Annotated in this window: 14 protein-coding genes and 1 tRNA gene; 12 read left to right on the top strand and 3 right to left on the bottom strand. The window is 59.6% G+C overall.

All coding sequences use genetic code 11. The features are described 5' to 3' along the window. The first annotated feature begins 413 nt into the window (after positions 1-413). From selA to BZL43_RS12330, 6 genes are all read left to right on the top strand, one after another. Positions 414-1,862, top strand: a complete 1,449-nt coding sequence (gene selA, locus BZL43_RS12360) for an L-seryl-tRNA(Sec) selenium transferase (RefSeq protein ID WP_095632562.1) — start codon at positions 414-416, stop codon at positions 1,860-1,862. After that, a complete protein-coding gene (gene selB, locus BZL43_RS12355) occupies positions 1,859-3,778 on the top strand; it encodes a selenocysteine-specific translation elongation factor (RefSeq protein ID WP_095632561.1) in 1,920 nt (639 codons plus the stop codon). Before selA ends, selB begins: the two co-directional genes overlap by 4 nt. A gap of 6 nt (positions 3,779-3,784) precedes the next feature. Then, positions 3,785-3,880: transfer RNA gene (locus BZL43_RS12350), tRNA-Sec, on the top strand. Positions 3,881-4,223: 343 nt separating this feature from the next. Next, entirely contained in the window at positions 4,224-5,189 is a 966-nt protein-coding gene (locus BZL43_RS12340) for a tripartite tricarboxylate transporter substrate binding protein (protein WP_095632559.1), read from the top strand. A 1-nt stretch (position 5,190) separates the two neighbouring features. Then, positions 5,191-5,682 (top strand): tripartite tricarboxylate transporter TctB family protein, encoded by a 492-nt coding sequence (locus tag BZL43_RS12335; RefSeq protein ID WP_095632558.1) that lies wholly within the window; start codon positions 5,191-5,193, stop codon positions 5,680-5,682. A 25-nt stretch (positions 5,683-5,707) separates the two neighbouring features. Next, positions 5,708-7,216 (top strand): tripartite tricarboxylate transporter permease, encoded by a 1,509-nt coding sequence (locus BZL43_RS12330; RefSeq protein WP_095632557.1) that lies wholly within the window; start codon positions 5,708-5,710, stop codon positions 7,214-7,216. Between the two features lie 148 nt (positions 7,217-7,364). On the opposite strand, the gene BZL43_RS12325 is transcribed toward BZL43_RS12330, so the two are convergent. Next, positions 7,365-7,796 (bottom strand): nuclear transport factor 2 family protein, encoded by a 432-nt coding sequence (locus BZL43_RS12325; protein WP_095632556.1) that lies wholly within the window; start codon positions 7,794-7,796, stop codon positions 7,365-7,367. Between the two features lie 263 nt (positions 7,797-8,059). Between BZL43_RS12325 and BZL43_RS12320 the strand changes: the two genes are divergently transcribed. The 4 genes from BZL43_RS12320 to BZL43_RS12305 all read left to right on the top strand — a co-directional run bounded on the left by BZL43_RS12320 (position 8,060) and on the right by BZL43_RS12305 (position 10,364). Beyond that, a complete protein-coding gene (locus BZL43_RS12320) occupies positions 8,060-8,698 on the top strand; it encodes a hypothetical protein (protein ID WP_095632555.1) in 639 nt (212 codons plus the stop codon). Further along, complete coding sequence (locus BZL43_RS12315; protein ID WP_095632554.1) at positions 8,698-9,141, top strand: phage holin family protein; 444 nt, start codon at positions 8,698-8,700, stop codon at positions 9,139-9,141. The genes BZL43_RS12320 and BZL43_RS12315 overlap by 1 nt, the downstream gene beginning before the upstream one ends. After that, entirely contained in the window at positions 9,138-9,968 is an 831-nt protein-coding gene (locus BZL43_RS12310) for a DUF3618 domain-containing protein (protein ID WP_095632553.1), read from the top strand. The genes BZL43_RS12315 and BZL43_RS12310 overlap by 4 nt, the downstream gene beginning before the upstream one ends. A 111-nt stretch (positions 9,969-10,079) precedes the next feature. Beyond that, positions 10,080-10,364: a hypothetical protein gene (locus BZL43_RS12305; protein WP_095632552.1), complete on the top strand. Its 285-nt coding sequence runs from the start codon at positions 10,080-10,082 to the stop codon at positions 10,362-10,364. A gap of 27 nt (positions 10,365-10,391) precedes the next feature. Here BZL43_RS12305 and BZL43_RS12300 read toward each other — a convergent pair whose 3' ends face one another. Further along, entirely contained in the window at positions 10,392-10,949 is a 558-nt protein-coding gene (locus BZL43_RS12300) for an ATP-dependent Clp protease proteolytic subunit (RefSeq protein WP_007900348.1), read from the bottom strand. A 271-nt stretch (positions 10,950-11,220) separates the two neighbouring features. Here BZL43_RS12300 and BZL43_RS12295 point away from each other — a divergent pair, with 271 nt between their 5' ends. Both BZL43_RS12295 and BZL43_RS12290 read left to right on the top strand, forming a co-directional pair. Beyond that, on the top strand, positions 11,221-11,535 hold the full coding sequence (locus tag BZL43_RS12295; RefSeq protein WP_095632551.1) for a KGG domain-containing protein: 315 nt from the start codon (positions 11,221-11,223) through the stop codon (positions 11,533-11,535). A gap of 217 nt (positions 11,536-11,752) precedes the next feature. After that, the gene (locus tag BZL43_RS12290) at positions 11,753-12,094 is read left to right on the top strand and encodes a hypothetical protein (RefSeq protein ID WP_095632550.1); all 342 of its coding nucleotides are present in this window, start codon (positions 11,753-11,755) and stop codon (positions 12,092-12,094) included. 376 nt (positions 12,095-12,470) lie between these two features. Here the strand turns inward: BZL43_RS12290 and BZL43_RS12285 are convergent. Continuing rightward, the coding region (locus BZL43_RS12285) for an OprD family outer membrane porin (protein ID WP_143517852.1) at positions 12,471-13,041 on the bottom strand (571 nt) is incomplete at its 5' end.

The raw sequence follows: 13,041 nt of genomic DNA, 5'->3' as shown, positions 1-13,041 counted from the left end.
GAGACTGCATAAGGTGTCGCCATACGACTACTTAAAGGCGGGCTACCAAACCCGATCACTGTTTTTCAGTGACAGGGAAACGATATAGCCCGCCCCACAGCCGCACAAGCCAGCGGATTCTGGCGCACGCGTAGGCAACGACGCAAGGCGTTGTAGCCTTTAGGACGTAACACCGAGTGTCATTAAACACGCCCCTCTGCAATGAGTGGATGCGCCTCAAAAAAAATGAGGAAACCTCTGACAGTTTTTTGGTAGTAGTCGCTGGGAGCGCGGCGTTTGGCAGGGTGTTGCAGTGGGGCACTCGCCATCAGCGAGATCATTGCGCGGTGATGGTGATAGTGGGCAGAGAGCATGCCCTTAAAGCTCAGCGGCTACACTCAGACGCGACGGTCATTCGCTTCCGGGAGCCTCTGATGTCTGCCACATCCGCCAGCCAAGCCTTGCGGCTGCCCTCCATCGACAGTTTGCTGCGCCATCCCGCCTGCCAACCACTGGCCGAGCGTTACGGGCGTGATGCGCTGCTGGCCGGTTTGCGGCAACTGCTCGATGACTTGCGCGAGCCGGTGCTCAAGGGCGAACTCAATGCCATTGAAATTGCCCCCGATGTCTTGGCGGGCAGGGCGGGTGAGCGTCTGGCGATCCAGCATCGCAGCCAGGTGCGGCGGGTGTTCAACCTCACCGGCACCGTACTGCATACCAATCTGGGACGCGCGTTGTTGCCGGAGGCGGCTGTCGAAGCCGTTCAACTGGCTGCCCGCTATCCGCTCAATCTGGAATTCGACCTGCACAACGGCAAGCGCGGCGACCGCGATGACTTGATCGAAGGCCTGATCCGCGAGCTGACCGGCGCCGAAGCGGTGACCGTGGTCAACAACAATGCCGCTGCCGTGTTACTGACGCTCAACAGCCTGGGCGCGCGCAAGGAAGGCATCATTTCCCGTGGTGAACTGATCGAAATCGGCGGGGCCTTCCGCATTCCCGACATCATGGCCCGCGCCGGAGTACGGCTGCACGAAGTGGGCACGACCAATCGCACCCATGCCCGGGATTACGAGGCCGCCATCGGTCCGCGCACTGGCTTGGTGATGCGCGTACACGCGAGCAATTATTCCATTGAGGGTTTCACCGCCCAGGTACCAACGGCTGAATTGGCGCAGCTGGCTCACCGTCACGGGCTGCCGCTGCTGGAAGACCTCGGTAGCGGCAGCCTGCTGGACCTGACTCGCTGGGGCCTGCCCGCCGAGCCGACAGTGCGCCAAGCGCTGCTCGAGGGTGCGGACATCGTCACTTTCAGCGGCGATAAATTACTCGGCGGTCCCCAGGCCGGGTTGATCGTCGGGCGCAAAGACCTGATCGACAAGATCAAGAAGAACCCGCTCAAGCGTGCATTGCGGGTCGACAAACTGACCCTCGCGGCGCTCGAAGCGGTGTTGATGCTGTACCGCGATCCGGATCGACTGGCCGAGCGCCTGCCGAGTCTGCGTCTGCTGACCCGCCCTCAAATCGACATCTTCGCCCAGGCAGAACGCCTGCAACCCTCATTGGCACAGGTGTTGGGTGATGGCTGGAGCGTCAGCGCGGTGCCGTCGCTGGGCATGATCGGCAGCGGCAGCCAACCGGTGGCTCGTTTACCGAGCGCCGCGTTATGCCTGCGGCCCAACGTTTCCAAACGTCTGCGCGGACGGCGATTGCTGGGGCTGGAGGCCGCGTTTCGTCGGTTGCCGATTCCCGTGTTGGGGCGCATCGATGCTGATGCGCTTTGGCTGGACCTGCGCCAACTGGATGACGAAGCCGCGTGGCTGGCGCAGCTCAATCAGCTGGCGCAATTCGATCAGTTGCAGGAGGAGGGCCGGGACGGGTGATTGTCGGCACGGCGGGGCACATCGATCACGGCAAGACCTCCTTGCTCCAGGCATTGACCGGTCAGGCCGGCGACCGTCGCCGGGAAGAGCGCGAACGCGGCATGACCATCGACCTCGGCTATATCTACGCGGCGCTGGAACCGGGCGCCGCGCTGACCGGTTTTATCGATGTGCCCGGTCATGAGCGCTTCACCCACAACATGCTGGCCGGGGCTCAGGGCATTGATCTGGTGTTGTTGGTGGTGGCTGCCGATGACGGCGTCATGCCGCAGACCCGCGAACATGTGGCGATCGTCGAGTTGCTGGGCATCCCACGGGCACTGATTGCAATCACCAAATGCGACCGCGTCGATCCTGCTCGTGTGCAAGCCGTCAGGGAACAGATTGAAGCATTGCTCGCACCCGGACCTTATGCCAATGCGCCACAAATCGCGCTATCGAGTGTGACCGGCGAGGGTGTCGAGGCGCTGCGTCAGGCCTTGCTGGATGCGCAACATGAGGTGCTTCAACGCAGCGCCGGCGGCGGTTTTCGCCTGGCGATTGACCGGGCGTTCAGCGTGGCCGGCGTCGGGATCGTGGTGACCGGCACCGCGTTGTCTGGCCACGTGGCCGTGGGCGATACGCTGGTGTTGAGTCCGCAGGGCAAACCCGTGCGGGTGCGAGGCCTGCATGCGCAGAATCAGACGGCTGACAGCGCCATGGCCGGGCAGCGCGTCGCACTGAACCTGAGTGCCGATCGTCTAGCCCTGGAACAGATTCACCGGGGCCATTGGCTGCTGGCAGAATGGCTGCACGCGCCGACCCAGCGTCTGGATATCGAGATGACCTTGCTGGCCAGCGAGGCGCGAAGCTTCGAGCACTTTCAGCCCGTGCACGTGCACCTTGGCACTCAGGACGTGACCGGGCGAGTGGCGTTGCTGGAGGGCGACAGCCTGGTACCGGGAGAGCGGATGTTCGCGCAGTTGCTGGTGAATGCACCGGTGCTGGCGGTGAAGGGCGATCGCTTGATCCTGCGCGACCAAAGCGCTCAGCGCACCCTCGGCGGTGGCCAGGTGCTTGACCCGTTCGCCCCGGTCCGACACCGTCGCAGCCCCGAGCGATTAGCGCAGCTACAAACGCTGGCCACCACCAACAGCCTGGAAGCAGCACTGCCGGCGCTGCTGGCCAACAGCGACACCGGGCTCGATCCGCTGCGTCTGGAACGCCAGTTCAACCGTCCGCGCCACACGTGGGTGTTGCCCGATGACGTGCGCTTGATCGATACGCGGCAGGGACCCTTGCTGTTCAGCGCGGTGCGCTGGGAAGCACTGAAAGCGCCGCTGCTGGAACACCTCGCACGCTTTCATCAACTGGAACCGGATCAAATGGGACCGGACAGGGATCGCCTGCGTCGCTTCGCCGGCACCGCGCTGGAGCGGCCGACCTTTATCAGCCTGCTCGACGAATTGCTGGCCAGCGGATCGATCATCGCCAGCGGCCCGTGGCTGCATTTGCCAGACCATCAAGTGCGTTTGAGTGAGGATGACGAAACCCTGTGGCAACAATTACAGCCGTTGTTCGAACAGGCGGGTTTCGATGCGCCGTGGGTGCGTGATCTGGCTAAAGCGACGGGCCGTGAAGAGGCCGCCGTGCGCCTGCTGATGCGCAAGATGGCGCGGCTGGGGCTGGTGCATCAAGTGGTTCGTGATTTGTTTTATACCGAGACGCTGGTGCGCCGATTGGCGGCTATGCTGGTGCAACTGGCCAGGGATGACCCGGTGATTCAGGTCACCGCGTTTCGCGATGCCGTGGGCTTGGGGCGCAAGCGCAGCGTTCAGATTCTGGAGTACTTCGACCGGATCGGCCTGACCCGACGTGTTGGCGACCGGCGCCACATTCGGCTCGACAATGCACTGGCTCAACCGACAACAAACTGAGTTCAAGGAAGGCAATCGCGCCCGGTGGCGCGGCCGGGCTTCAAACCCGGTTGGGGACGGCATCCGTTCCCGGGCAGGTTCGACTCCGGCTGCCTTCCGCCATTTGGTCAACATAGGTACAGACATTGCAATCCCTGTGGGAGCAGGCCCTGTGGCGAGGGGGCTTGCCCCCGTTCGGCTGCGAAGCAGTCGCAAATTCAGTGCATGCGGTGTGCCTGGCTGAAGGAGGTAGCAGTTTTGGGACTGCTTCGCAGTCCAACGGGGGCAAGCCCCCTCGCCACAGGGCCAGCTCCCACAGGTTCTGCATTCATAATTGACTTGCGTTAGGAACCCCATTGAAAGCCCGCCAATAAACACAACTATGACCTACGCTTATTCCAGACGCATGTTCACAGGGGCTCTTCCCTGATCGACAACAACAAGAACAGCTATCCGGAGACGACTCATGTTTGCATTGGCCCGTCGATTCAGCAGCAACCTTGCCGTTTTCCTTACCGCCGCCGCGCTCGCCTCACCGGCTTTTGCGCTCGATACCGTCAAGTTCATGGCCCCGGGTTCAGTCGGTGGTGGTTATGACCAGACCGCACGCGTCCTGGGCAAAGCCATGGTCGAGGCGAAAACGGCAAAGTCCACAACCTTCGAGAACAAGGGTGGCGCCGGTGGGACCCTGGGGTTGGCGCAATTTGCCAACGGCACCAAGGGGGATGCCAATGCCCTGATCGTGGTCGGCGCGATCATGGTCGCAGCCATCGAGCAGAACAAACCGCAAATCACCTTGAAAGACGTGACGCCGATTGCCCGGCTGTTTACCGAATATAACGTGATTGCCGTGCGTGACGATTCGCCCTACAAAACCCTGGACGACTTGCTCAAAGACTTCAAAGCCAACCCGTCCAGCATCAAATGGGGCGGTGGCTCCAAAGGGTCGATCGACCACATCGGCATCGCCGAACTGGCGAGCAAAATGGACGTCCCCGTCAACAAGGTCAATTACGTTGCCTTCGCCGGTGGCGGCGAAGTCGTCGCCGCGACGCTGGGGGGCCACATCACGGTGATCACCGGCGGCTATGCCGAGCTTGCCAAATACGTACAGTCCAAACAGTTCCGCTTACTCGCCATCGGTGCGCCCACACGCGTAGAAGGCATCGATGCACCGACCCTCAAGGAAAGTGGCTATGACGTAACGATCGGCAACTGGCGGGGTGTTTATGGCGCCGCTGGCCTGACGCCTGAACAGCGCAAAGAACTGACCGAAGCCGTCCTGACCGCCACCAAAAGCACGGTCTGGCAAGACAACGTAAAAACCAATGCATGGTCACCGAGCATTCTGACCGGGGATGACTTCGGCAAATTCGTCGAAGAAGAGCATGGGCGCCTGCGCGCGATGCTGGTCAAGGTCGGGCTGCTCTGAGATGGCCGGACGCTGGAGAGTCATGCCGGCCCAACTGGCGATGGGTTTAGGTGTCGTCGCCATCAGCGCGGTATTGGCGATCGGCGCCTCGCGGTTTCCTCCCGAGATGGGCTTCGTGATCATGGCGGCGTACGTGTATCCCTACGCCGTCGCGGCGTTTCTGGGCGTCGTCGGTCTGTTGATGTGCTATCAGGCGCTCACCGGTGGTTTTCGCAACCTTACTGACGATCATGAGACCACCCGGCCTCAGCCCGGCGGCAAGCTCGGCGCAACCTGGGTCACGGCGGGGCTGATGGGCGTTGCGTTGCTCATTACCTACATCGGCTTCGTATTGGCCGCCTCATTGCTGTTTGCCTGTTCGGCACGGGGTTTTGGCAGTCGCAGCCCGGTGCGGGACCTGGCCATCGGTATCGCCCTGACGCTGCCGATTTACTGGCTTTTTACCGCCGGGCTAGGGGTTTCCCTGCCGCCCCTGGTCAACGCCTGGATCTGATCCGGGCCCCAAGGAGGTCGACAAGGTGGACATTCTCTCGAGTCTGGCAACCGGCTTCGGTGCCGCGTTGGCGCCGATCAATCTGATGTGGGGCTTCATTGGCTGTCTGCTGGGCACCGCGATCGGTGTTTTGCCGGGAATCGGGCCGGCGCTGACGGTGGCACTGCTGCTGCCGATTACCGCCAAAGTCGATCCTACCGGCGCGCTGATCATGTTCGCCGGCATCTATTACGGTGCTCAGTTTGGCGGCTCCACTACCTCGATTCTGCTCAACACGCCAGGGGAATCGTCCTCCATGGTCACGGCCCTGGAAGGCAACCTCATGGCGCGCAACGGGCGGGCAGGTCCGGCGTTGGCGACGGCTGCGATAGGCTCATTCGTGGCCGGCACCATCGCGACGATCTTGCTGACCCTGTTCGCGCCCCTTGTAGCGATATTGGCGCTGAAGTTCGGGCCGGCCGAGTATTTCGCGATTCTGGTGCTGGCCTTCACCACGGTGTCGGCGGTGCTCGGTGCGTCGATGCTGCGCGGCTTTGCCTCGTTGGGGATCGGGCTGACCATCGGCTTGATCGGCCTGGACTCGACCTCGGGCATTGCCCGCTACACCCTGGCGGTGCCCGAGTTGGTCGATGGCATTGAAGTGGTGCTCGTCGCGGTGGGCTTGTTTGCCGTCGGTGAGGCCTTGTACAGCGTTCTCTACCAAAAGGAAGAAACCGCCGGCCGACACCGCCTGACCTCGTTGTGGATGACCCGCGCCGACTGGAAGCGCTCGATTCCCGCATGGCTACGGGGCACGCTGATCGGTTTTCCCTTCGGGTCGATTCCGGCCGGTGGCGCGGAAATTCCGACGTTTCTGTCGTACTCGACCGAGCGCAAACTCAGCAAGTACCCGAAAGAGTTCGCGGCCAGCAAAGGCGAGGGCGCCATCGAAGGCGTCGCTGGCCCCGAGGCGGCCAACAATGCCAGCGCCACCGGTTCGCTGGTGCCGTTGCTGACCTTGGGCATTCCGACCTCTGCCACGGCGGCGATCTTGTTGGCCGCATTCCAGAACTACAACCTGCAACCGGGGCCGCTGCTGTTCCAGACCTCGGGCGAACTGGTCTGGACGCTGGTGGCCTCGCTGTACATCGGCAACGCCATCCTGCTGGTGCTGAACCTGCCGTTGGTGGGCCTGTGGGTCAAACTCTTGCAGATTCCACGACCGTACCTGAACGCCGGCATTCTGGTATTCGCCACCATCGGCGTATACGGCATGCGTCACTCGACGTTCGACCTGTTTCTGATGTTGGCCATCGGTTGGGCCGGGGTGTTGATGCGGCGTTTCGACTTCCCCGTCGCGCCGGTGATCGTCGGCATGCTGCTGGGCCCGATGGCGGAAAAACAACTGCGCAATGCCTTGTCCATCAGCCAGGGCGACTGGATGGTGTTTGTGACACAACCGATCGCGGCCTCGCTCCTGGTGCTGACGCTGTTGGTGCTGCTGGTTCCGTATGTGCTGCATAAACGCGGCATCAAATTGCACGAGGATGATTGAGGCTTCGCGAGCCGGTTTGATGATCCGCCCCAGTGGATCGTTGGGAATGCCTCAACGGACGCTCCGCGTTCGGCTCCTGAAGGGACGCGGAGCGTCCTGGGCTGCATTCCCACGCAGAGCGTGGGAACGATGATCGACACCCTCAATTTCAGAAACGAAACGCTTGTCGTCCGACCAGTAGCCATTTGCCTTTCTGTTTCTGCCAGATCTGGAAGTTCTCGATTTCCGTGGGAACGATCTCTTCACCCTTGATGGCTTGTGCCGAAAAATGATGCCGGACCAGCGCCACATCACCCGACAGCGTGATGGTCTGGCCTGTCATTTCAAGTGTCTTGAAAGCGCTTTTACCGGTTTCGATGTCAGCGATGAACGCTTTCTTGTCCTGGATTTTCCCGCTGGAGTGGCCGTAGGTAAGGTTTTCAGCGGTGAGCGCGTTCAATTGGGGAATGTTCTTGTGCAGCATCGCTTGAGTCAGATGGTCTACCGCTAAGGCAACATCCTTTTCGCCCGAGAAGGGGGCTGCCATCACATAGCCGCTGAAGAGGCACAAGAAACCGATAAGCAATTTCGTTTTTTTCATGGGTGTTTTTCCTTGTTGTTATTGAGTGTCAGACGAGAGAAAGGGTTTACTCGTCTGTCATCGTACAACGTAGCAGATTTTTAATGCGAGATGCATCCAACAAATACCCACCGGAACCTGTGAGTACCATCGGTGCGCTTTTTATCACTTCATCATCTGCGTGGAACTCCCTGCCAGCCCCCTCCGTCATTTGCAATGAAGCACCACCGCGGCCACACCCGCGGCCACTTCCTCACGTATTCATTACGAAGGCGATGGATGACATGACTATTCCAGACAGCAGAACCGGACAACCGGATGGCCCTCGGGATTCAGCGGGCTCCGAACAAAACTTTCAACATATAAAGGAGGAGGTTACCGAAGCGATAGGCGGTGCCCGGCATCAGGCCGATGAGCAGTTCGGCCAGTACCGCGATACCGCAGCGGACCAGATTGAAGCATTGGCCAGAGGCGCCCAGTCAGTCGTTTCCGAGATCAGGACGAACGATACGTTTGGGATGTCCGACTACCTGGCGAACATGGCAGACAGCATGAGCAGCCTGGCGGGAAAACTGCGCAGCAAAAGTGCCGAAGAGCTGCTGCACGATGGCGCTGATCTGGCGCGCGACAACCCAGGGTTATTCATTGTCGGCAGCATAGCGGTCGGGTTTGGTCTGTCGCGATTCCTGAAAGCGGGTACGGCGGCCTCGCCAACAACCGACCATGAGTTCACGGACCAGAGCAGCACATCCTCGTTCAGTGGCGATGGCTCGCAGGAATTTTATGAAACGTCGATGCCATCGGCAGGCGATTTGTCGCCCGGATTGGCCACTGGCATCACGCCGTCCTCGCCGAACGCGCCTGACCATCGTGGCGATACTTCTTCAATGCCGGGGTCCAGCCCCTTCACAGGAGAACGGTAATGAACAGAGACGATCCAGAACTGCAACGCACACAGCCCGTCAACCCGTCGTTCACGACGACTGAATATGATGCTTCCGTGGTCGGTTTATTGCGGCAGTTATCTCGGGAAGTTCCGGCGTTGTTCACCAAAGAGCTGGCGTTGGCCAAGGCGGAACTACAGGCCAGCCTGACGACATTGAAAGCAGGGATTGCCGGGGTCGCCGGCGGCGCCATTGTGCTGCTCGCCGGGTTCATCATTGTGCTGATGGCGGTGGTCTATGCCTTGAGCCTGGTGATGGCGCCCTGGCTGGCCGCGCTGATTGTCGGCGTCGTGGTGATGGTCATCGGCTTCGTGATGCTGCAGGCAGGCAAAAAACAATTCGAGCCTTCCCACTTCAAGCCTGATCGCACCCTGGACGCGCTGAACAAAGACCAGGAAGCCCTGCGGAGGAAAGTGTCATGAAGCGAGAAATAGACACCGAAGCGGCCAAGAGTCCGGAAACCATCGAGCGTGAAATCGATGCGCAACGGGAAAACATCGGGCATATCGTCGACGCTCTGGAAAGCAAGTTCACCCCTGGCCAGATGTTCGATCAGGCGCTGCTGATGATGCAGAGCAACGGCTCGACTTTCCTGCACAATCTGGGCACCAGTGTGCGCAACAATCCCATGCCCGCGGTGCTGACCTCGGTCGGCCTGATGTGGCTGATAATGAGCCAGAATCGCCCGCCAACGCCCAGGGAATATCGGGTTGAGACTGAGCTGGATATCGACTGGACCGATGATGTGGGCGAAGGGCTCACCGATGGCATCGACAGCGCCCGGGAGCGTCTGCACCAAACCACCGATTCGCTCAAAAACAGCTATCAGGCCGTCAAGGGCAAGGCCGCACATCTGAGCGATAGCCTGCATGCCAAGACCGATCAGCTCAGTCACACCGTCCATGACACCAGTGATCGCCTGGCGCGCAGGACCCATGAAATGGGCGACCAGTTCAGTCATCTGCTCAAGGAGCAACCCCTGCTGATGGCGGCGATGGGGATCGCGGTGGGCGCGTTGCTGGGGGCGGCTTTACCCACTACCGCAACGGAGCGCCGTTATCTGGGCAGGACCAGCGCCAGCCTCACCGGCAAGGTCAAACAGCAAGCACGGGAGGGCTATGAGGCCGTGCGCGAAAAGGTGATGGAAACCACAGAACCCCACGAGACAACCGCTGGAGAAACGGGCGCGATGCGCAAGACTGCGTCCGAAACCTCGGCCGATCTGTCGCGTGGGCTGGGGACTTCTTGACGAGTGTCAGGGCAAGACGGGAGGTCACACGCAGACGTCCCGTCGAGCCCTGTTTGTCGAGCCCTGAAACAGGCCGGACGCCAAGATCAGACGCATGACGAGGTACGCATCATGATTGATGAATCCACAGGCATGACCCCCGGTGTGCGCTACGAAATCGAGAACCGCGAGAGGGTAGAACCGTTTGCCGGTTTTTTTCTGGACGGCAACTATTACCTCGCGCCTGAACTGCAAACGCCCTTCGGCTGGCTTGAGGGCAATCGCTTTATCTACGATGTACTCGATCCCGAAGGCGAGCCGATGTTCAAGGACCGCGTGGCCGGCACTGTCAAGGATTTGAAACTCATTTTGAGTGACGGAATGACCCTGGATATCCATCCCGTTCCGGGCACCTGACGTCAGGAGGGCCGTCCCGAACCTGCGTCAGCCGCCACTGATTTTCCAGTGCTTGACGTTATCGGCAAACACCATCTGATGCATTTCGTGGGCGATGCCGTAAGCCAGGGATTCATGCGCTGCAATGACCTTTTCTTCCGCTGAAAGGCAATGAAAAATGTCCAGTTTGGTATCGGCGTGTGCGGTTTCCAGGGCAAAGATTTGCACATAACGCGCGAGGTCGTTATCCAGGCTCGAGAGGTATTCGCGCAGCCGCTGGTGGTCGACCGAGCTTTGGCTGAAGTACCAATTCATGGGATGAATCAGAAACCGCGAATGGGGCGCGGTGATCCGTCGACCGGCGGCCAGGTACATGATGATGCCCATCGACTCGATGTTGCCGGCATTGATCGCGCACAGCGGCACCGGCAGGGATTTGAGGAAGGTGTAGAGGGCAAAGCCGAAGTTGGTGCTGCCACCGCTGGTGGATAGATTCAGCAGCAAGGAAGAAGCGCCCTGGTCGATGGCGTCGAGGCAGCAGTCTCTGAAGCGCTCCATGGTGCCCTGATCGATCTGACAATGAAAGTGGACGATGTGCTCTGTCATCGACGTCCCTCCATACGGGATAAATAGAGAGTCGAAGACGAATAATGCCAGACCTCAACGCTCTTTTCTTTCATCAAATTATATAAGCACAACCCGCTTTTATACTCGTTTTAATCACTTCCATTAGTCGCCGTAGCCGGAGTTTTCTGGAACTAATAACTCCAATCCGCTTGTCGCAAGAATGCCGCATCAGTTCAAACTTTCAATCCCGCAAAACCTCGGAATAAGACGAGCCGACAAAGGTTCGTTCGTAACCATGAGGAGAACGAAAATGGCTAACACCGGTAACAAGAACCCTGGCAATTTTGCCAATGACCCTGGAAAAGCCTCCGAAGCCGGTAGAAAAGGCGGGGAGTCGGGCGGCGGTATGATGAACGATCCGCAACGCTCCTCCGATGCCGGCAAAAAAGGTGGACAGGCCTCAGGGGGCCGTCAATCCAGCGAGACCAACCGCTCCGGCAGCGAACAGGGAGGAGGCCGCTCGGGCAACTTTGCCGACGACAGGGAAAGAGCGTCTGAAGCAGGTAAAAAAGGAGGACAAAATCAAGGTGGAGGGCAAAACCCTGGCGGCGGACGTAGACCCTGATGCCAGGTGAAATACATCAAGCCCCGCTTTGGCGGGGCTTGGTTTTATCCAAGTCGGACTTTTGTCCTTCACTCGCGATAGCGCGGTGCAACTATCGGTTCAAGTAATAGTGACCATCAAGAAACGCAAGTTCTGGTTTGTTGGGCAAAGGCGGAGAATCGCCCCCATCGAAGACGCTGCTCAATGAACCAGACTTTTTATTTTCAGGACTTCACCGATGCGCCCTTTATTTGTCCCCGTCATGGCTTTCGCCTCCTTACTGCTGGCCGGTTGCGTTTCCGCACCGAACGCCCCGACGCTGACCTTCCAGACGAAAAAAACGCCTGCCGAGTACGCCGACTGCGTAATACCGAAGTTGCAGGGCAGTGCACTGAAGCCGACGGTCTCGCAAACCCAGCGCAGCTACCGGATCGTGGTACCGAGCAAAGTCGCGGCCGATAACGTTCTCGAAGCCTACAAGGCCCCGAATGGCGGCAAGGTGTTTTTGTATGAACGCCACTTGTTGGCATCGAACTTTATGCCTTCGAGTTTCGAACGCGCCGCGCAGGAATGCCTGTAACCGGTAACCGCTCTTAAAAATGCTCCTTTGGTTGGCCGCAACCAACCAATTTTTTGTCCCGTGCCTCATTTGGTCACGGGACTTTTTTTTGCGTGTAGATAGTTAAGCCGTAAATGTTCTCCGTAGCAGCTGCCTCGCGGGCTCGGCAGCTGCTACTTACTCAGAGTGATGAACTGCCCCCCAAAAGTTGGACACCGATCCTGACTTTTGGGGGGCAGTTCAGTGATCTCTGTTGTTCACAAATACTGCATTTACAGCAGAACTCTGTGGGAGCGGGCTTGCCCGCGATGAGGCCCTCCAGCACACCGAAGATTCCCGAGTCGTGAAAAAGGGGAGCCCGCCGGTAGCGTGCCCCCCTCAGAGAAATTGAATCGACTTACCAGATCGGCAAGGTGTAGCTGACGATCAGGCGGTTTTCATCCAGGTCGCTGCCGAAGTGGGTCGAGCGTACCGTCGCGTTGCGCCACTTCACGCCGACATTCTTCAGCGGCCCGCTCTGCACGACATAACCAATGTCGGTATCACGTTCCCATTCCTTGCCTTCCGGGCGATTGCCGCCCAGATCGATGTTGTCACCGGTGAGGTAGCGGGTCATGAAGGTCAGGCCCGGAATGCCAATGGCCGCAAAGTTGTAGTCGTAACGCGCCTGCCAGGACTTTTCGTCCTTGCTGGCGAAGTCGCCGATCTGCACGAAGTTCACCAGGTACGCATCGGTGCCGTTGACGTAGGCGTAGCCGGTGTCGCCGCTCATGCCTTGGTAACCCAGGCCCAGCGCATGCCCGCCGAGGCTGTAGGTGAACATCGCGCCAATCGCATTGTTATCAATATTGCTGCCGCCATCATCCGTGGAACGGGCAAAGCGCAGATCCGTCTTCAGCGACTGGCCGGTGGTGACTGGCAACACGTAGGTCAGGTTGACCAGGTGCTGGCTGTAGAAGTTGTCGAGG

The organism is Pseudomonas sp. PICF141, assembly GCF_002286815.1.
In the GTDB taxonomy this organism is placed as follows: domain Bacteria; phylum Pseudomonadota; class Gammaproteobacteria; order Pseudomonadales; family Pseudomonadaceae; genus Aquipseudomonas.
Note: the sequence above shows the minus strand (reverse complement) of the source record. Positions and strands in the feature narration are given on the sequence as shown.